This is a genomic window from Amycolatopsis decaplanina DSM 44594 (assembly GCF_000342005.1).
In the GTDB taxonomy this organism is placed as follows: domain Bacteria; phylum Actinomycetota; class Actinomycetes; order Mycobacteriales; family Pseudonocardiaceae; genus Amycolatopsis; species Amycolatopsis decaplanina.
In genome coordinates this window covers 412519-431290 of sequence record NZ_AOHO01000048.1, presented here as the reverse complement: position 1 = coordinate 431290, position 18772 = coordinate 412519, and the positions used below count along the sequence as shown (strand labels likewise).

The 18772-nt window shown below is 70.0% G+C and carries 20 protein-coding genes and 1 pseudogene; 12 read left to right on the top strand and 9 right to left on the bottom strand.

Annotation, left to right across the window (positions count from 1 at the left end):
• Positions 1-148 precede the first annotated feature (148 nt).
• A complete protein-coding gene (locus H074_RS14690; protein WP_007030835.1) occupies positions 149-1279 on the top strand; it encodes a methyltransferase domain-containing protein in 1131 nt (376 codons plus the stop codon).
• On the opposite strand, the gene H074_RS14685 is transcribed toward H074_RS14690, so the two are convergent.
• From H074_RS14685 to H074_RS14675, 3 genes are read right to left on the bottom strand one after another with little or no spacing between them, the layout of a single operon-like run.
• Positions 1244-1900 (bottom strand): P-loop nucleotide/nucleoside kinase family protein, encoded by a 657-nt coding sequence (locus H074_RS14685; protein ID WP_007030834.1) that lies wholly within the window; start codon positions 1898-1900, stop codon positions 1244-1246. The two genes, H074_RS14690 and H074_RS14685, sit on opposite strands and share 36 nt — an antisense overlap.
• Positions 1901-1902: 2 nt before the next feature.
• The gene (locus H074_RS14680) at positions 1903-2274 is read right to left on the bottom strand and encodes a TFIIB-type zinc ribbon-containing protein (protein ID WP_083920419.1); all 372 of its coding nucleotides are present in this window, start codon (positions 2272-2274) and stop codon (positions 1903-1905) included.
• Between the two features lie 33 nt (positions 2275-2307).
• On the bottom strand, positions 2308-2676 hold the full coding sequence (locus H074_RS14675) for a VOC family protein (protein WP_007030832.1): 369 nt from the start codon (positions 2674-2676) through the stop codon (positions 2308-2310).
• 60 nt (positions 2677-2736) lie between these two features.
• On the opposite strand from H074_RS14675, the gene H074_RS14670 reads away from it, so the two are divergent.
• Positions 2737-3237 carry a CGNR zinc finger domain-containing protein gene (locus tag H074_RS14670; protein ID WP_007030831.1) on the top strand — a complete coding sequence of 167 codons (501 nt, stop codon included), beginning with the start codon at positions 2737-2739 and terminating at the stop codon, positions 3235-3237.
• 305 nt (positions 3238-3542) lie between these two features.
• Here H074_RS14670 and H074_RS14665 read toward each other — a convergent pair whose 3' ends face one another.
• A complete protein-coding gene (locus H074_RS14665; RefSeq protein ID WP_007030830.1) occupies positions 3543-4841 on the bottom strand; it encodes a DUF445 domain-containing protein in 1299 nt (432 codons plus the stop codon).
• 29 nt (positions 4842-4870) lie between these two features.
• On the opposite strand from H074_RS14665, the gene H074_RS14660 reads away from it, so the two are divergent.
• A complete protein-coding gene (locus H074_RS14660) occupies positions 4871-6034 on the top strand; it encodes a pyridoxal phosphate-dependent aminotransferase (RefSeq protein WP_007030829.1) in 1164 nt (387 codons plus the stop codon).
• Between the two features lie 24 nt (positions 6035-6058).
• On the opposite strand, the gene H074_RS14655 is transcribed toward H074_RS14660, so the two are convergent.
• Positions 6059-6598, bottom strand: coding sequence for a sigma-70 family RNA polymerase sigma factor (locus tag H074_RS14655; protein ID WP_235096762.1), 540 nt, complete (start codon positions 6596-6598; stop codon positions 6059-6061).
• Between the two features lie 298 nt (positions 6599-6896).
• Here H074_RS14655 and H074_RS14650 point away from each other — a divergent pair, with 298 nt between their 5' ends.
• Positions 6897-7997 carry a hypothetical protein gene (locus H074_RS14650; protein WP_235096761.1) on the top strand — a complete coding sequence of 367 codons (1101 nt, stop codon included), beginning with the start codon at positions 6897-6899 and terminating at the stop codon, positions 7995-7997.
• A 510-nt stretch (positions 7998-8507) separates the two neighbouring features.
• Here the strand turns inward: H074_RS14650 and yczR are convergent.
• Positions 8508-9962, bottom strand: coding sequence for a MocR-like transcription factor YczR (gene yczR / locus H074_RS14645; protein ID WP_007030826.1), 1455 nt, complete (start codon positions 9960-9962; stop codon positions 8508-8510).
• A gap of 61 nt (positions 9963-10023) precedes the next feature.
• On the opposite strand from yczR, the gene yczE reads away from it, so the two are divergent.
• Positions 10024-10650: a membrane protein YczE gene (gene yczE, locus H074_RS14640; RefSeq protein WP_007030825.1), complete on the top strand. Its 627-nt coding sequence runs from the start codon at positions 10024-10026 to the stop codon at positions 10648-10650.
• Here yczE and H074_RS14635 read toward each other — a convergent pair whose 3' ends face one another.
• Complete coding sequence (locus H074_RS14635) at positions 10651-11175, bottom strand: Clp protease N-terminal domain-containing protein (protein WP_007030824.1); 525 nt, start codon at positions 11173-11175, stop codon at positions 10651-10653.
• The gene (locus H074_RS14630; protein ID WP_007030823.1) at positions 11175-11384 is read right to left on the bottom strand and encodes a sigma factor-like helix-turn-helix DNA-binding protein; all 210 of its coding nucleotides are present in this window, start codon (positions 11382-11384) and stop codon (positions 11175-11177) included. Before H074_RS14630 ends, H074_RS14635 begins: the two co-directional genes overlap by 1 nt.
• A gap of 61 nt (positions 11385-11445) precedes the next feature.
• On the opposite strand from H074_RS14630, the gene H074_RS14625 reads away from it, so the two are divergent.
• Entirely contained in the window at positions 11446-12219 is a 774-nt protein-coding gene (locus H074_RS14625) for a protein phosphatase 2C domain-containing protein (RefSeq protein ID WP_007030822.1), read from the top strand.
• A gap of 53 nt (positions 12220-12272) precedes the next feature.
• A pseudogene (locus H074_RS39275) lies at positions 12273-12824 on the top strand (DUF998 domain-containing protein); the annotation flags it as partial.
• Positions 12825-12902: 78 nt separating this feature from the next.
• Here H074_RS39275 and H074_RS14615 read toward each other — a convergent pair.
• Positions 12903-13907, bottom strand: coding sequence for a D-cysteine desulfhydrase family protein (locus H074_RS14615; protein WP_007030820.1), 1005 nt, complete (start codon positions 13905-13907; stop codon positions 12903-12905).
• A gap of 88 nt (positions 13908-13995) precedes the next feature.
• On the opposite strand from H074_RS14615, the gene H074_RS14610 reads away from it, so the two are divergent.
• The 5 genes from H074_RS14610 (at position 13996) to H074_RS14590 (ending at position 18767) form a co-directional block, all read left to right on the top strand.
• Complete coding sequence (locus tag H074_RS14610; RefSeq protein ID WP_007030819.1) at positions 13996-15378, top strand: amidase; 1383 nt, start codon at positions 13996-13998, stop codon at positions 15376-15378.
• Positions 15375-15923 (top strand): TetR/AcrR family transcriptional regulator, encoded by a 549-nt coding sequence (locus H074_RS14605; RefSeq protein ID WP_007030818.1) that lies wholly within the window; start codon positions 15375-15377, stop codon positions 15921-15923. Before H074_RS14610 ends, H074_RS14605 begins: the two co-directional genes overlap by 4 nt.
• Entirely contained in the window at positions 15920-16780 is an 861-nt protein-coding gene (locus H074_RS14600) for an oxygenase MpaB family protein (protein ID WP_007030817.1), read from the top strand. Before H074_RS14605 ends, H074_RS14600 begins: the two co-directional genes overlap by 4 nt.
• 134 nt (positions 16781-16914) lie before the next feature.
• A complete protein-coding gene (locus H074_RS14595) occupies positions 16915-18363 on the top strand; it encodes a hypothetical protein (RefSeq protein ID WP_007030816.1) in 1449 nt (482 codons plus the stop codon).
• On the top strand, positions 18360-18767 hold the full coding sequence (locus H074_RS14590; RefSeq protein WP_007030815.1) for a FixH family protein: 408 nt from the start codon (positions 18360-18362) through the stop codon (positions 18765-18767). Before H074_RS14595 ends, H074_RS14590 begins: the two co-directional genes overlap by 4 nt.
• Positions 18768-18772: the final 5 nt, after the last annotated feature.

The window sequence follows — 18772 nt, the reverse complement described above, 5'->3', positions numbered from 1 at the left end:
TCCGCCCGATGTGGGCTGATCCCGGTCGGTGTCTGACATCGGTCACCTCCTCGCGACGTCTTCGACGCTACGCGCGAGTGCTAGCAATTGCAAGCACTCTGCTTGCAACCATCGGGTGTGTTGGTGCTCACCCGGCTACGGTGAAGGGATGTCGAACGCGACGCGGCTGCGGCGGCGCCTCGTCGAGCATCTGCTCGCCGAGGGCGTACTGCACGACGCGCGCTGGATGACCGCGTTCCGCTCCGTGCCGAGACACGTCTTCCTGCCGCGGTTCTTCGTCCCGGCGCCGAACGGCTGGGCCGCGATCGACAACGGCGACGACGAGTGGCTCAGGCGCGTCTACTCCCCCGGCGTTCTGGTCATCCAGCTCGACGACGATTCCGGGCTCTGGGAACGGGCGCGGTATCTCGGCGCGCAGCCGGGAACGCCGACGAGTTCGTCCAGCCAGCCGTCGATCATGGCGATCATGCTCGAAGAGCTGCGGGTCGCCGACGGGCATCGCGTACTCGAGATCGGCACGGGCACCGGCTACAACACCGCCCTGCTGTGCCATCGGCTCGGTTCCGGGCTCGTGTACACAGTGGACATCGACCCGGAGCTGGTCGGCGCCGCACGCGAGCGGCTCGCGGAGATCGGGTACGCGCCTTCGTGCGCGGCGGCCGACGGCGCCGAAGGATTCCCGGCGGGCGTGCTCTACGACCGGGTGATCTGCACGTGCTCGGTGTCGTCGATCCCGCCAGCGTGGCTGGAGCAGACCGTGCCGGGCGGGCTGATCGTCACCACGCTGAACCGGCCGATCGGTGGCGGGCTCGTCCGGATCGTCGCGGGTGAAGGCGCGACGGGACACGGGCGGGTGCTCGCCCGCGACGGTCGCTTCATGCCGCTACGCGCGCACCGGTTCAAGCAGTCGAAGGTGCCGGACGACGACGTCGCCTGGCGGCCGGCCCGGCTGCCGATGGAAGTGCTCACCGAAGTCCGAAGCCGCTTCGAGTTCTTCGCCGGGCTCCATCTCCCGGGCGTGACGGCCTCGCGAGAAGGCCAGAGCACCAGGCTGGCCCATCCGGACGGCTCATGGATGCGACATCGGCAGGCGGGCAGCGCGTTCGAAGTGGCCGAAGGCGGCCCGCGGCGGCTGTGGGAGATCGTCGAAGCCGCGTACGAGGAGTGGCTTGGACTCGGCGAGCCTGGCCGCGACCGGTTCGGGCTCAGCCTGGACGGTGAGGATCAGGTGATCTGGCTGGATTCACCCGACGGCCGCACTTGGCCGCTGCGTCCCTGAAAGCAGGCCTCGCACCCACTTCTCGACGTGATCGACGGCGTCGTCCACCGGGATGCGGGTGGTGTCGAACAACTCGACCGGCGGATCCATCGAAGGCGCTTCCGCTTGCAGCCACTCGTTGAACTCCAGCATCTCTTCGACGCGCTCCTCGTCCCACTCGCGCCAGGCGGGCCGCGCGAGCAAACGCTTGCGTAGCGCGTCGGGCTCGCTGACGAGCGCCAGGTAGTGGATGCCGGAGAAGAAGACGCGCTCGGGCAGCCGCTCGAACTCGGGCGGCGCGACGGTGCCGCAGAGCACGACCGGCCGCCCGTTCTGGTGCAGCATCGCCGCCATCCGCAACCAGGTGGAGCGGAACGCGGGATGGCCGGGGACGTCGTCACGCAATGCCCCGGTCCACAACACGTCCTGCTCGACCACGAGCGCGAGGTCGCCGAGCCGTTCCGCCAGCCGCGGCCCGACCGTCGACTTACCGGCGCCACTCGGCCCGGTCAGCGCGAACAGCGGCAGCCGCCGGAACGGCCACCGGTGCGCGCATACCGCGCACACCAGCAGCCCGCTCTCGACTCGTGGCCGTTCGGCGCGATCGCCGCAGGCCGGGCAGATCTTGAGATCGAGGACCACGGTCAGTCGAAGAGGCCCTCGAGGAAGCCACCCTTGCGACGCTTGTGGCCGTATCCGTGCGGGGAGTCGGCGTACCCGCCGCGGTACCCCTTGGGCGAGTCGGCGTACCCACCCCGGTAGCCCTTCGGCGAATCGGCGTACCCGCCGCGATGCGGCCGCGGGGAGTCCGGACGGCCGTAGTGTGGCGCCGGCGCGTGCCCGCCTCCCTGATACGGCGGAGGCTGGTGCCCGCCGTAGTACGAGCTCTCGGCGCTGGTGATGGCTTCCAGCTCACCCCTGTCCAGGAAGATGCCGCGGCATCCCTGGCACTGGTCGATGTGGATGCCGTTCTTGTCGACGGTCTTCATGGCGTTCTGGCACTTCGGACAAATCACGTATCAGAGGTTACGCATTTTTCGCCCGCGAGGTCAGCAGGCGCACAGGCAAAACGGGTGTCCGGCCGGATCCGCGTACACCCGGAAGGCCTCCGGAGAGTCGTCGAGCAGCTTCGCGCCGATGGCCAGCGCGCGCTCGTGAGCCGCTTCCATGTCGGTGACGTCGAGATCGACGTGTGCCTGCTGCGGGTTCTCGGCGGACGGCCACGCGGGCGGCCGGTAGTCCGGCACGCGCTGGAACGAGAACCGCGCGCCGCCCTCCGGGTTCCGCAGGGTCACCCAATGGCCGTCTTCGGCGACTTCGGCCGCCTTCCAGTCGAGCAGCTCGCGGTAGAACTCCGCCAGCGCGACCGGATCCGGGCAGTCGAGGGCCACCGCGCCGAAGGTCGGTACCGCACCCATGGTTCAGCCTCCACGATGATCGAGTAACCAGTGAAACGATTATGAGGGTTATCGGAGCCGATGACAACAGGTCTCGCCCGTACACTGGGCGAGGTGAACACCGACGCGTCCCTGGTGGTCGAGTTTCTGAACACGGTGAACGTCGAACGCGGCACCGACCTCCTGGACGATCTGGAGTCCTGGCAACGCTGGGCCCGCGATCACCGGCTGCGCGCGGATACCCCCGCGGCCGCGCGCGAAACCCGGGACGCGCTGCGGGCCGCGATCGGCGACCCGCGCCTCCCCCGGCTCGGCCTGCGCGCGCCGGCGGAGATCGTCCTCGGCCCGGAAGGCCCGCTCCTGGTCGCGGAGACGGTCTGCGAGGCGGTGCTGGCGGCCTCGACCCGGCTGAGCGTGCTCGGCGAATGGATCCGGCTCAAGATCTGCCCGGCGGACGACTGCCTTTGGGCTTTCCGCGACGAATCGCGGAACCGGTCGAGGACGTGGTGCTCGATGCGGGCCTGCGGGAACCGGGAGAAGGCGCGGGCCTGGCGGGCACGGACAGCGGACGTCTCCACCTGAGCGGCGGGACGCGCGTGCCTGGACCCGTCACACGCGTGCTTGGAGGCGGATCTCGCGTGCTTGGAGCCGTGACGTCCCCAACCACGCGAGATCCGCCTCCAAGCACGCGAGATCCGGCAGGCATCGTGACCCACCGGACCCGCGCGACCACAACTTCTGGGGCCACCCACCCCCGAGTTACCCCCAGGGGTTGTGCACACCGTTAGGCCAAAGACGTGAAAAGCTGTGGATAACCCTGGGGATGACTCCACTTCCTGTGGACAACTCCAGGTGCAGCCTCCGAAGTGTGGTATACGCACCGCCGTTCAGAAGAGCAGCTGCGCGACCGTGTAGATGACCAGCCCGGCCAGCGCGCCGACCACCGTGCCGTTGATCCGGATGAACTGCAGATCCCGGCCGACCTGGAGCTCGATCTTGCGCGAGGTCTCCTCGGCGTCCCAGCGCTCCACGGTGTCGGTGATGATCGTGGTGATCTCCTTGGAGTAGTGCGTGACCAGATAGGCCGCCGCGCCCTCCACCCAGGTGTCCACTTTGGACCGGATGTGATCGTCCGAGACCAGCCGCCCGCCGAGGGTTTCCAGTCCGGTGCGCACGCGGCGCCGCAGCTCGCTCGAGGGGTCCTCGGCGGCGTTGAGCAGCATCTCCTTCGCCGTCGCCCACGCCGAGCCGATCAGCTTCTGCACCTCGTCGTGCCCCAGCATCTGGGATTTGACCTGCTCGGCGCGCGCCATCACCTCGGGGTCGGTCTGCAGGTCCTGGGCGAACTCACCGAGGAACTTGTCCAGCGCCAGCCGCATGGGGTGGTTGACATCGGTCTTCACGGCCCACACGAACGACAGCACCTCGCCGTAGACCTTGTCCGCGAGCATCTCGTCGACGAACTTCGGCGACCAGCTCGGCGCCCGGTCCGAGACCACCCGCAACATCGTCGTGTGGTTGTCCCGCACCCATTCGTAGGCGCGGTCGCACATCAGGTCCACCAGCTTGTGGTGCGCCCCGTCGGCGAACACGCCTTCCAGGATCTTGCCGAGCGGCGGACCCCAAGGCCTGTCCACGATCCGCTTGACCACGGCCTGTTCCATGATCGCCTGGACGTCTTCGTCGCGGAGCACCTTGACCGCCGCCCGCACGACGGTGGCCAGTTCGGACGTCACGCGTTCGGCGTTCCGCGGCTGTGAGAGCCAGCCGCCGAGCCGCTTCGACACCTCGACACGGCTCAGTTTCTCGCGGACCACGGACTCGGACAGGAAGTTCGAGCCGACGAAGTCACCGAGGCTGCTGCCCAGCGCGTCCTTCTTGTTCGGGATGATCGCGGTGTGCGGGATCTTGATCCGCAGCGGATGCCGGAACAGCGCCGTCACCGCGAACCAGTCGGCGAGCGCGCCGACCATCCCGGCTTCGGCGGCGGCGCGGACGTAGCCGACCCAGGCGGGCCAGCCCGCGGCCTCGGCCCAGCTGGTCAGCAGGAAGATCACCGTCGCGCCGAGCAGGAACGACAGCGCGACCGTCTTCATCTTGCGCAGGCCGCGGCGCTTCTCCTCCTCGGCGGCGGTTCCACCGGGCGGATCGGCTGGGGTCACCTTGGCGGGCGTCAGTTGCTCCACACCGCCATTGTCCGTGAGGATGGCTGATCGTGCGCGAACCTGTCCTCGTACCCCGCCTCCAGCCCTTCACGTCGACCATCTTCGCGGAGATGACGGCACTGGCCGTCCGCCACGAAGCCGTCAACCTCGGCCAGGGTTTCCCCGACACCGACGGGCCTGCCGGAATGCTCGACGCCGCCAAGAACGCGCTGTTCGGGGGTGCGAACCAGTACCCGCCGGGTCCGGGACGGCCTGAGCTGCGCGCGGCGATCGCGCGGCATCGTCTCCGCTACGGCGCCGAGTACGACCCCGACACGGAGATCCTGGTCACCGCCGGCGCCACCGAGGCCATCGCGGCGTCGCTGATCGCGCTGACGCAGGCGGGTGACGAGGTCGTCGTCATCGAGCCGTACTACGACTCTTACGCGGCCGCGGTCGCCATGGCGGGAGCGGAGCGACGTGTCGTCGGGCTGGTGGAACGCGACGGCCGGTTCGCGCTGGACGTCGAGGGCCTGCGCGCCGCGGTGTCCGGCCGGACCAGGGCGATCCTGATCAACTCGCCGCACAACCCGACCGGCACGGTGTTCACGCGCGCCGAACTGGAAGCCGTCGCCGCGCTCTGTGTGGAAAACGACCTGATCGCGATCACCGACGAGGTGTACGAGCACCTGGTGTTCGACGACGCGGAGCACATTCCCCTCGCGACACTGCCCGGCATGCGCGAGCGGACCGTCTCGATCTCCAGCGCGGGCAAGACGTTCAACTGCACCGGCTGGAAGATCGGCTGGGTCTGCGCGAGCCCTGAACTGGTCGCGGCGGTGAAGGCGGCGAAGCAGTTCATCACCTTCGTCTCCGGCGGCCCGTTCCAGCCGGCCGTCGCCCACGCGCTGGACCACGAACTGCCGTGGGCCGAGAACCTGCGCACGAGCCTTCAGGACAAACGGGACCGGCTCGCGGCGGGTCTCGCGGAGGCGGGGTTCGCGGTCCGGCCGACCGCCGGGACGTACTTCGTCTGCGTCGACGTCCGGCCGCTCGGCTTCGAAGACGCCTCGGAACTGGCCTGGGAGCTCCCCGAACGGGTGGGCGTGGCGGCCGTGCCCGTAAAGGTGTTCACCGATCACCCGGAAGAGTGGAAACACCTCCTGCGTTTCGCGTTCTGCAAACGCAATGAGGTCATCGACGAAGCGGTCACCCGATTGCGCAAACTCCGGTGACTCGTCCGATGTCCTCGACGGCGCTCAGGCCCAGCCACCCTTCTCGAGCGCCCGTCTGAGCCGGTCCAGACACCGTCTTCGCACCCTGCCGACACTGGCCGGACTGATGCCCAGTTCCCCCGCGAGCTGGACGTAGGACAGCTCCGGCCGGTGCGCGAGGAGCCGCATCAGCCGTCGATGCGAGTCCGGCAGGCGATCGACCGCGGCCCAGAGCGCGCGGTCACGTTCGGCGCGGACGACCTCGGCCTCCGGGGTCGTCTCCGGACCGGGGAGCGGACGCGGCGTTTCGCGCCTGTTCCTGGCGATCATCCGGAGCGCGCGGCGCCGCGCGGTGGTCGTCAGCCAAGCCCCGACCTTCGCTTCGTCACGTAGCGCGCCAGGCGCGCGAAGCAGTTCCAGCCAGGCGTCCTGACAGACGTCCCTGGCGTCGGCATCGCTCAGCCGGTAGGCCTTCAGCGCCTTGAACACCGCCGCCGACACCGCGTTCACGTCCCACATCCCGGACTCTCCTCTCCGGCGGCTCGCGTCCGCCGCGCCGATCACCGAACGCGACTTCGACGGCACGCACCGCAGCAGGGATCCGGAAAAGGTCAGGTCACCAAGGATTTGAGTAGTTCCACCCGTCCTCGGATGGCCGCCGGGCACATACCGAGAGTGATCAACTTCGGTACTCCGTGCACCGGAGCCGGTTGCGTCGTTCCGCCTAACGGGCTGGATCGGCGGCGGCTGAGGTGAAACACTCCCTTCCGGTGCTAGAACTGGTGCAGCCCCGGGGGAACTGCGACCTGACCGGAAGAGACCCCAAGCAAGATCGAACTCACGCGGAACACGTGGGTTTCAGGCGCGGACGGTGGTGATTGCTGTGAGTGGTGCGGCAGTCGTGCGCCGTCGCGGCCTCACGGCCCCGAAAACCTGTACGCGAATTCTTTTCGCGGGCGGGCTCGCGCTCACCGGCTGGATCCTCGGCGCCGTCCTGAGCACCCCGGCTTCGGCCGACGAACAGACCCCGGTGACGCCGGAGACCTCCGTGGTCCTGCCTTCGGATGAAGCCGGGGCCGGGAAAGCGACTACTCCAAAAGAGTCCACTTCGGACTCCGCCGCGGCCGAGACCACGAAACCCTCCGAAACCTCCGAAACTCCGAAGGCTGGGTCCTCTCAAGAAGAGCCCGCTCCCGTTTCGAGCGAGGAGCCTGAGGCCACTGTGGAGGAAGAGGCCGTTTCGAGCGCGAGTTCCGTCGAGAAGACCTCTTCTCCGGAGCCGGAAACCAAGACCGCGAAGCCTCAGGCGTCCGACGGTTTGCTGGGCGGCCTCATCGGCGGCGTGCTGAACATCGTCACGAACACGGTCGGCGGCGTCGTCCAAACCGTCGGCGGGGTCGTCGGCGGAATCGGCGACCAGGTCGTCACGCCGATCATCACGCCGAATCCGTGCTGCGGCGCCGGTACCCCGGGGATCCTGCCGGGCACCGGCGACATGCTCGACCCCGTCTTCGGCGGCGGCTCGGGCGAGTCGGCGAGCGGCTCGGTCACCATCGCCGTCCCGGCCAAGGCCGCGACGCAGAACGCGCCCGCGCCCGCCATCCCGGACCCGCGTCCGCTCGTCCCCGCCGAGAGCCCCGTTCCGGCGGCGGCAAGCCAGAACCACCGCGTCACGCTGCCCGTCCGGGTCAAGTACGACGCCCAGCCCGCTCCGGCCGCGCACGCCGGATCCGCCACGCACGCGTCCCCGGACGGCGGCGGCTCGGGCGGCGGCGGTGGCCTGCCGAACACCCCGGTGGCGCCGGTCGCGCCCACGACGACCGCCCAGCCGGGCCACGACCACTCCGGCGGCGGCCGCGGGCCGCTCGCCGTGCTCGACTCCGGAATGCCCGCCACGCAGCTGAAGCTCATCGGAACCGGCTGCGACCACGAAGGCGAGCGCACCGGCCGGGAAGCCGCGCTTCCCGCCACCTCCCCCGACTGACCTGACCGGGTCGCCGGGGAGAGCCACGTCCAAACCAAGATCAACTTCGGGTTTCGACGTCTTCTGAATCCTCTGGCACAAGCCGCTTTTCCGCCTGCCCCTCTGTTCAGGCATCCCCTTTGTCTTCCCGAACGGCCGACCGCGCCCGGCCGGTTCGGATCCCGGCCCCGGCGCCGCGCTGCCCCTGCGGCGCCGGGACCAGCACGGGTGGACTTCGGGGGCTTCTGCTCACCGCGCCGAGCAGGAGCCGGCCAAGCTCGAAGTCCGCCTGAACCGCGGGCGGTTCCCGGCACGTCGAGGGGCTGTGCCGGGTAACCGCCGCGGTGCCCGCCGACGAGGTTTCGACCTCGGGGCGGGCCGGATAGCCGGTGCGCTGGTCGTGCGGCGCCGATGCCCTCCCTGGAGCATCGGCCGCCCCGCCGGCGCACCGGCTATTTCCGTTTCCGGACCCGCAATTCGTCACCTACTTGCGCTCTTCCTCCCACGCAAGTAGGTGACGAATTGCGGGGGTCAGGTGACCTGAACGGCCACAGGGGCGACCGTGGCGGGGGTCGCGGCCACCGAAGCGGCGGCCGCGCCCAGTCGTCGCACGGCCTCGAAGAGCCTCTCGGCCGGAAGCGCGTACGGCAGCCGCAGCCAGCGCTCCAGTCCACCGTGGACACCGAACCGCGAGCCCGGCGCCACCTGCACCCCGTGTCCCGCCGCCGCGACGGCCAACCGCGTGCTCATCGGCTCCGGCAGACGGCACCACAGCGAAAGCCCGCCGGGCGGCACGGTGAACGTCCACTCCGGGCAGTACCAGTTCAGCGCCCCGGTCAGCGCGTCGCGCAAGGCCAGCGTCTCCTGGCGGCGGTGCGCCAGCGCGGCCCCGCCGTCGTCGAGCAGTTCGGCGAGGACGAGTTGCTCGAAGACCGGCGACCCCAGGTCGACGGCGAACCGGGCCGCGATCAGCCTGCCGATGACGTCCTCGGAGGCGCGGATCCAGCCGAGCCGCAGCCCCGCCCAATGCGATTTGGACGCCGAGCCGATCGTGATGCCGAGATCGCCCATGAACGCGCCCAGCGGAGGCGGCCCGTCGACCGGATCGCCTTCGAGGTCCAGTTCGACCAGCGTCTCGTCGATGATCGCCGGGGTCCGCGCGCGGCCCAGCGCGGCCGCGAGCCGCTCCCGGCCGTCGGCGTCCAGACGCAGGCCGGTCGGGTTCTGGAAGTCCGCGACGAAGTATGCGAGCCTCGGCGCGGATTGCCGCAGCGCGGCCTCGATCCCGACGATGTCCCATCCGGTGGCCGGGTCCAAGGGCACCGGTACTCCGATGGCGTGCGCGGCGCCGATGGCTTCCAGCGAGTTCGGGTACGTCGGCTGCTCGACCAGCACCCGGTCACCGGGGCCGGCCAGCATCCGCAGGACCTGCACGAAAGCGTGGTGCGCGCCGTTGGTGACCATCACCTGGCCGGCGTTGGTCGGCAGCCCGCGTTCGGTGTAGCGGCGGGCGATCCGCTCACGCAGGATCCGCAGGCCACGCACGTGGTAGCCGTTCTCGCCGAGGTGGTCCACCAGCGCCTTCCGCGCGGCGTCCACCGCCGGGACCAGGCCGGGAATGGCGGGCGGGCAGGCCTGGGCGAGGTCGATGAGGTCCTCGCCGGTCGGCAGGATCGCTTCCCTGCCCCGGCCGCCGGGAGACGCGATCCAGGAGCCGGCCCCGCGTCGGCTGGCGACCAGGCCGTCGGCCCGCAGCTTGTCCAGCGCGGCGCCGATGAGCGTGCGGCTGACGTCCAAAGCGTCGGCGAGCTCCCGTTCGGCCGGGAGTTTCGTGCCGAGCGGCAGCCTGCCGTCGAGGACCAGCAGTTCGACGGCCGCCGCGAGATCCGCGGCACCGTGTCGAGAACCACTCTGCCGCCAACTCCCCAGCAAAATGGCCAATTTCGCACCTGAAACGCGTCCAGTCAGCGGGATCAGCGGTTCCATAAGGCCAATTGTTCCAGATTGGCCATGGTCAAGGTGGCCACTTACCCCCGATGGTGCATCCGTGGCACTCAAACTCGACCTCAGACCCGTCGGCATCTCCCAAGACACCGCCCGCCGCTCGATCCAGCTCGTCGCCGGACTCGTCCTCTACGGCGGCAGCATGGCCATGCTGACCAGGTCCGGCCTCGGCCTCGACCCGTGGGACGTGCTCCACGAAGGTCTGATGAAGATCACCGGCCTCTCGTTCGGCACGGTCACCGCGATCGCGTCGGTCCTGGTGCTCCTGCTGTGGATCCCGCTGCGGCAGCGGCCCGGTATCGGCACCGTCGCCAACATCGTGGTCATCTCGCTCACCGTCGACTTCGTGCGGATCTTCCTGCCCGATCAGGACGTGCTCGGCTGGCAGCTTCTCAACCTGGTCGCCGGCGTCGTGCTCAACGGCCTCGGCGCCGCGGTCTACGTCGGCGCACGGCTCGGCCCCGGCCCCCGCGACGGGCTGATGACCGGCCTCTCGGCCCGGACGGGCAAGTCGATCCGCCTCGTCCGGACCCTCATCGAGATCACCGTCCTGGCCGCCGGCTGGCTGCTCGGCGGCACCGTCGGCGTCGGCACGGTCCTCTACGCGCTCGCCATCGGACCACTGACGCAGGCTTTCCTGCCGTACGTCATCTGGCGCGAGCGTGAGTAATCAGCTGGCCTCGCGCTGTTCCACCAGGCGACGGACGGCGAGGTAGTCGATGCCACGTTGCGCGAGGACGTCGGCGGCCACGCCGGGGACAGCCGTCAGCGCGAGCAAGAGGTGCTCGCCTTCGATGCGCTTGCTGCCGACGTCGATGGCTTCGCGAAGGCTCTTCTCCAGCACCTTCTTCGTCTCCGGCGTGAACGGCCGATGGCCGCGTCCGGTGCGCTGTCCACCGGTCAGCGCGCCGGGGCCATGGGTTTGCTCGACCCGCTCGACGATGTGCTCGACGTCGATGCCGAAACCGCTCAGGGCTTCGACATTGGCGTCGCTCATCCCGCCCCGGCGCCGGACGCGGCGGAGGTCGTCGGCCAGTTCGTCCGCCGGGCAGCCCAGTGCGATGAGCGCGCCGGTGCGCTGGGCGAGTGACGTCAGCAGGTGCAGCGGATCGACGTTCGCGGACGTCTCGTCCGACGCGACGCGCTGGGCGCCGATGACGACTTCACGGAGTTCGGGGGTGAAGCGTTCGAACATCAGTGCCTCCCGTGCTTCTTGTGCACCGCTTGCCTGCTGACCCCCAGCTCGGCCGCGATCTCCTGCCAGGACCAGCCGTGCACCCGCGCGCTGCGGACCTGCACGGCCTCGAGTTGTTCCAACAGCCGGCGCAAGGCGGCGACGGCGCGCAATCCCACGCGGGGATCGCGGTCACCGGCTCGCGCGGCCAGATCTGTCGCTTCGGTCATGACGTCAACCTACGTTGACATCTCGCCCGCGTCAACCTCGGTTGACAGTTAGGGTCGGGTCATGGTCGAAATCGCAGTGGCGGAAAGGGACGGAGTAGGCGCGGACGGAGCGACGCGCCCGACCGAAGACCACGTCGCCGTGCTCGGCAACGCCGTGGTGGTGCTCGACGGGGCGACCGCGCCGAGGCCGGATCTGCCGTCCGGCGGCTGGTACGCGAGCCTGCTCGTGCACAGCCTGTCGCGGGCACTGAGCGCGGAACCCCAGGCGGATCTCGCGGTGTTGCTCGCGGAGTCGATAGCCGACGTCGCCCGCCGCGAAGGACTCGAACCGGGACGATCGCCGTCGAGCACGGTCGCGATCGCGCGCTGGACGGACGACACCGTCGACGGGCTGGTGCTCGCCGACAGCCCGATCATCGCCTTCGGTCCTTCCGGCACAGACCCGCTCACCGACGACAGGCTCGGCTCGCTGCGCGAAAGCGGTCAGCTCCGCACAGGCGCCGACGTCCGCGCGAAACGCAACGCGCCGGACGGCTTCTGGGTCGCCGAAGCGGAACCGAAGGCGGCCGCAGAAGCCGTACGCCGCAGTTGGCCGCGCTCGGAGGTCGACGCCCTGCTGCTGGCGACCGACGGCGTCGCGATCGGTGTCGACGAGTACGACCTGTTCGACTGGCCGGAGGTGCTCGCCATCAGCCGGGAGCGTGGTCCGGACGCCGTCCTCGACGCGGTGCGCACGGCGGAGAAGCAGGACCCGGACGGCGAGCGCTGGCCCCGCGCTAAAAGGCACGATGACCAGCTACTGGTACTGGTCGACTTCGGGGTAACCCCCGGGTAAAACCGGGGGCTTCCCGGATCGGAAAACCGCGCCCGCGCGAGCACGCTGGACGCATGACGTTCCCCGGGGAGAGATCGCGGGCCAGACCCTGGCTGATCGCGTCGGGCGCGGCCATCGGCTGGGCACTGTTCACCATGGTCGTGCTCCACCTGATCAGCTCACGCGATCCGATGTTCGACACGTTGTCCAGTTACGCCTATGTCGATCGCGGCACGGGCATGCTCGGGGCCAGCGTGCTCTCCCTGTCCATCGGCTCCCTCACGGCGCTCGGCGCGCTGGCCGCGGCCGGGATCCCGCTCAGCCGCACCACGAAACTGCTGTTCGCGCTGTGGTCGCTGGGGCTGGCGGCGGCGGCGATCTTCCCGGCGAGCTACCCCGAATTCCCGGATCCGGTCAGCGGCGAGATCCACCTGTACGCCTGTCTCATCGCCTTCCTCAGCCTGCCCGCCGCCGGCTTCACCCTGCGCGACAACCTGAGCGGCACCCCCGCGGCCAGGCTCGTCGGGCGCCTGGCCTGGGGCAGCGCGGCCGGGCTGATCGTCTTCGGGCTCAGCTTCATCTTCGTGCGCCTGTCCGACATCCCGTTCTTCAAGACGCTGACCGACATCGCGCCGGTCGGCGTCATGCAGCGGGTTTCGCTGGTGGCGCACGTGATCCTGATCGCCGGGATGCTGAAGGTCGCGTCAGCGGCTCACCGCGTCGGTGAATTCGGGGGCGTAACCGTAGAGGCCGGGCAGACCGCCCGTGTGCAGGAAGACAACGTGCTCGTCGGCCGCGAAATGGCCTTCGGCGGCCCAGTCGATCAGCGCGGCGGCCACTTTGCCGGTGTACACGGGATCGAGCGCGATTCCTTCCGTGCGGCCGAAAAGCCGCACCGCGTCCCACGTCGCGCCGGTCGGGATCCCATAGCCGGGGCCGATCGTGCGGTCGTCGATGCGCAGGCCTTCGAGTGACGGCGGTTCGCTCCCCAGCAGCACGGAGGCCGCGATGGTGAGATCGGCCAGGTTGTCGAGGGCCTCGTCGACCGGATGGCTGACGCAGGCGATGTCCAGCGTCAGCCAGTCGAGGCCGGCCGTTCCGACGACGAGCCCCGCGGACGTCCCGCCGCTGGCGTGCGGGGCGACCAGCCGCGCCTTGGTGATGCCCAGCTCGGCGAGCTGCCCGGCGATCTCCCGCGCGGCCGCCACGTACCCGAGCGCCCCGACGCCGTCGGAACCGCCGACCGGGAACGTGGCCACCTGGCGCCCCTCGGCCGCGGCCTCGGTGATCAGCCGGTCGTAGGTCCTTCCCGTCTCCTCGCCGTCGCGGCAGATGTGCACGTTCGCGCCGAAGAGATGATCGAGGTAGACGTTGCCGGACCTTTCGTACGCGTCGCCGTCGCGAGGAACCTTCGCCGTCAGCACGAGCTCGCACCGCAACCCGAGCTTCGCGCAGGCCGCGGCGGTCTGGCGGCCATGGTTGGTCTGCAGCGCGCCGAAGGTGATCACCGTGTCGGCGCCGTTTTCGATCGCCGCGCCGAGCAGGAACTCGAGTTTGCGCAGCTTGTTGCCGCCCACGCCGAGTGGATGCACGTCGTCCCGCTTGAGCAGCAGGTTCGGCAGGCCGAGGGCCTCGCCCAGCCGGGGTGCCGGATGCAGCGGAGTCGGGTAGCCGCCGAGGTCGACGCGGGGGAAGCGATCGAGGTTCATGCAGGTCACGTAACCACACCGATCGCCCGCGATCGAGGTTACCCGGTGGTATCGTTCGTTTGAACGAACGAGAGAGTCAGGGGGAGCCATGACCACGTCGAAACCGCAGCTCGCCTTCACCGGTCTGGCCGAACAGGCCTCGTTGCTCGCCACCGGAGCCACGACGTCGGTCGAGCTCACGCGCTTGGCGCTTGAGAAGGCCGAGGCCAGCCAGCCTGTTCTCAACGCCTTCAAATGCCTACGCGCCGAAGAAGCCCTTCGCGAGGCCGAGGAGGCCGACCGTCGGCTGGCCGCCGGCGAGACCGCTCCCCTGCTCGGCGTCCCCACCGCGATCAAGGACGACCTCGACGTCACCGGCCTGCCGACCGCGTTCGGCTGCGAGGGCGACTTCTCCGTCGCGACGGCGGACTCCCCGCCCGTCGCCGCCCTCCGCGAGGCGGGCGCGGTGCTCATCGGCAAGACCAACACCCCGGAACTCGGCCAATGGCCGTTCACCGAAGGCCCCGCGTTCGGCGCGACCCGCAATCCGTGGGACACCGAGCGCACCCCGGGCGGTTCCTCGGGCGGCGCGGCGGCGGCCATCGCGTCGGGGGTGATCGCCGCCGCGCTGGGTTCCGACGGGGCCGGGTCGATCCGGATCCCGGCCGCGTGGACCGATCTGGTCGGGATCAAACCGCAGCGCGGCCGCGTCCCGACCGAACGCGAACTCTTCCACGGGCTGACCGTGGTCGGCCCGCTCGCGCGCACCGTCGCCGACGCGGCCCTGCTGCTCGACGTCGCCGCCGGGACCGGGACCGCGTTCCAAGCGGCCGCCCGCCGCGAACCGGGCCGGATGCGGATCGGGCTGTCCACCCGGATCCCCTTCACCGCGACGAAAACCCGGCTCGATCCACAAGCTCACGCGGCCGTCGTCCGGCTCGCGGAGCGGTTCGCCGCACTCGGCCACGAGGTCGTCGAGATCGAACCCGACTACCGGCTGATCGGCCTCACCTTCCTGCCGCGTTCGCTCGTCGGCGTGCGTGACTGGTCCCGTCGCGTCCCGGACCAGGCACGGCTCGACCCGCGCACGCGCGCCAACGCACGGCAGGGCTCGGCACTGGCCGGACCGGCGCTGCGGCTCGCCCGTGCCACGGAACCGTTGCTGCAACGGCAGATCGGCTCGGTGTTCGGCCGGGTGGACGTCGTGCTCACGCCGACCACCGCCACACCGCCACCGCGGATCGGCACCTTCGACCGGCTCTCCGGTTGGCAGACCGATCAGGCCATGATCGCCGCGTGCCCCTACGCTTGGCCGTGGAACGTGCTGGGCTGGCCGGGGGTCAACGTCCCCGCCGGGCTGAGCCCGGAAGGCCTGCCCCTCGGCGGGCAACTGCTCGGCCCCTCGCACGCCGAGGAGCGGCTGATCTCGCTGGCCGCGCAACTGGAAGAGGTCGAACGGTGGCAGGACCGCAAACCCGAGACCGCTTGGTGAACACCCGCGAAACCATCCTCCACGCCGCGCTCAAGGTGGTCGGGGAACAGGGTGTCGGCGGGCTGACCAACCGCCGGATCGCGCGGCAGGCCGAGGTCTCGCTCGGCACGCTGACCTACCACTTCCCCAGCCAGACCGTGTTGCTGCGCGAGGCGATGCTGCTGTTCGCCGAAGAAGAGACCACGAAGCTGACCGGGTTCGTCGACGCCTATCGCGAGCAGGGCTTGAGTGTCGAGCAGGCCGCGTCGGTGGTCGAACAGGTCATCGCGCGGCTTCCGTTCGGCACCGACGAACTCGGCGCGCACGAGCTGTACCTGCAGGCCGCGCGCGACCCCGGGCTCCAGGACGCGGCCGCGCGGTGTTTCGCCGCCTACGATGAACTCGCGCTGGTGATCCTGCGGACACTCGGCGTGCCGTCCCCGGAGCGGCTGACCGGTCCGGTCGTCGCGCTGATCGCCGGCCTGCAGTTGCGCAGACTGGCCACGGGCGACGACGGCGTCGGGGTGGCGCAGTCGTTGATGATGCTCGTCCGCGGCGCGTCGTGAGCGGCCCGCCGATCGTCAAGGGGACGGCGGCGTGGAGATACTTCGGCGACTTCCGGGCCGGGCTGCTGGCGGGCCAGGTACTGGTGCTGCAGGTCGCGCACCCCGTCGTCGCGGCCGGGGTGCGGGATCATTCCGACTACATCGAAGATCCCTGGACACGGCTGATGCGCACGGCCGCGTCGCTGTCCATCTACATCTACGGCGGCCCGGCGGGCGCGCGATACGAGGCGGACCGGCTGCGCGCGCTGCACCGGTCGTTCACCGGCGTCGACACCGACGGCCGCCGCTACAGCGCGCTGAACCCGCACGCGTACGCCTGGGTGCACGCCACGCTCGTCATGGTTCCCGTTGACACACAACGGTTCTACGGCACTCCGATGACCCCGTCCGAATTGGACGAGTACTACGCGCAGATGTGCGACGTCGGACGGCTTCTCGGCCTGCGCGAGCAGGACCTGCCGTCGACGTGGCCGGAATTCGAGCGGTACTACGCGGACATGATCGACGGTTTCGGCCCGAACGAGACGATTTCGACGCTGTTCGAGACGATCCGGACGGTGAAGAAGCCGTGGCGATGGCTGCCCGACGCACGCTGGGTCCGGTTACAACGATGGCAGTACCGGGGGCAGATGTTCGTCATCCGCGCCACGCTGCCGCCCGTGCTGCGGGATCGCCTCGGTCTACAGTGGACGGACAGGGACCAGCGCCGGTTCGACCGATTCCGTTCGGCGGTGAGGCTGGCAGGCGGGCTGGTGCCGGTGACGTCGCGTTCCTCGCTCGTGCGCCGGATCGGCAGGCTCAACGTCTGGTTCCGGGCGCATCCACGCGCGTACCGCTTCCTGGCTCGTGAGTGGTAAGGACGGTTAGAACCGTCCTTACCACTCACGAGCCACCCTCACTGGAGTAAGGGCAGCCGTCCCCTGTACGGGGGACCCCGATTCACTCCGCACTGTGACGCTTTCCCGGGCCGTCGTCGTTAACTTCAGGCGGGATGGGGAATTCACCGAGGGGGCGGCGCACGGCGTCGTCGGTCATCGCCCGAGTACTCGCGCTCTGCGCGCTGGCGTCCTTGCTACTGGGCGGCAACGCCCAGGCGGACGGCGTGTCGAGCGGCGCGGACGTCCAGGTCGCGCAGACGCTCGGCACCCGGGATCTCACCGTCGTGCTGCGGCGGATGGACATCGCGCCCGGGCCACTGCACATCGACGTCGTCACGCATGCCGGGAGCGCTCCGGGAACACTGAAACTGCGCGCGTCCACCGCGGGGACGACGTTTTCCGAAACCACGGTCCGGCTGGACGGGAAACCCGGCGCCCATCCGGCGCTGCTGCGGGTCGATCAGCCGGGGCCGTGGGAGCTCGGCCTCGACGACGGGACGGACACCGGGTCGATCCCGTTCATCGTCCCGGCCAGGGTCATTCCCCCTTGGGAGAAGGTGACTTTCGGCGGCTTCGTCGCCGCGGGCGTGTTCCTGGTGCTCGGTCTCGTCGTCGCGATGCGCGTCAAGCGGCCGCAGCTCGCGCTGATCCCCGCCGGTGGGATGGTCGCCGCGCTCGCGGTCGCGATCACCGGCGCGATGCTGTCCGCGTCCACCCCGCCGCCGCCCGCACCGGGTGCGGCGCTGGACCCGACGATCGACAACATCCAGGACCCGTACGCGAACGCGCAGATGTCCACTATGGACTTCTCGCGGCCGCCGGTGAACCTGGCCGTGCGTTCCCCGAACGCTCGGTCGGGCGGTCTCGCCGAGGTCCGGCTGGCCCTCGCCGACGGTGCGACAGGCCGCCCCGTCGACGATCTCCTGGTGCACGACAACGCCTTGATCCACCTCGTCGTCATCTCACCGACGGGCAGGCTCTGGCATCTGCATCCGGTGCGTGTCGGCCTTGGCGACTACCGGGTGAAGTTCACGCCGCCCGAGGCCGGGACCTACGCCGTCGCCGCGGAACTCGCCCGGCGAGGCGGTGGAGTGCAACTGGTCCGCACCACGATGGGTGTCGCGGCCGGAACGGACTCCCCCGCCGAACCCGTACCCGCCGGAGCGGGCGCTCGTGTCGTGAACGGGAACCCGGTCGACCTCGAGGTCGAACCGGGTACGCCGACCACGATCACCGCGCGGTTCGGCAAGGCGGATCTCCAACCGTGGCTGGGCATGCTCGGCCACCTGATCGTCGTCGGCCCGATAACCGGCGACCACCGGGTCGGCGCGGATGCCGCTGCCGCGCCGACCTGGGCCCATGTGCACTCGATGATCCCGCAATCGCCGGGGATGCCGGGCAAACCTGACGAGACCGTCGCCGCGTACGGCCCCGACGTCCCGTTCACCTACACCTTCGCCGCACCCGGCAAGTACCGGATCTGGCTGCAGGCCGAACGCGACTACACGGTGCTGACCGTGCCCATGCAGATCGAAGTCCCGGCGGAAGGGACACCGCAGTGAACTCCACAGTGGACAGACGTAAGCCCGTCCTGCTGATCTCCGTGGTCGCCGTGCTCGTGGCGGCGATCGCGGCCTGGCTGGTGTGGCCCAGCAGCGGCGGGGAGCAAGTGCGGCGCTCGACGCAGGGTCCGTACACGGTGCAGCTGTCGGTCGAAGATCCGCACCAGGGCGGGAATGTGTTCGCGCTGACCGTCACCGGTGCCACGCCGGACGTCGTCACCCTCGAACCCGTGATGCCGCAGATGGGACACGCGCTCGCCCCGTCGCCCGCGATCGCGGAGGGGCCGGGCCGGTTCCGCACCGGCGACGTCCTGCTGCCGATGCCGGGGCAATGGGAGATCACCGTTTCACTGCGCGGGCCGTCCGGCGCCACGCAGCACGTTTTTCCTTTGCTGGTCAAGTAGGAGAG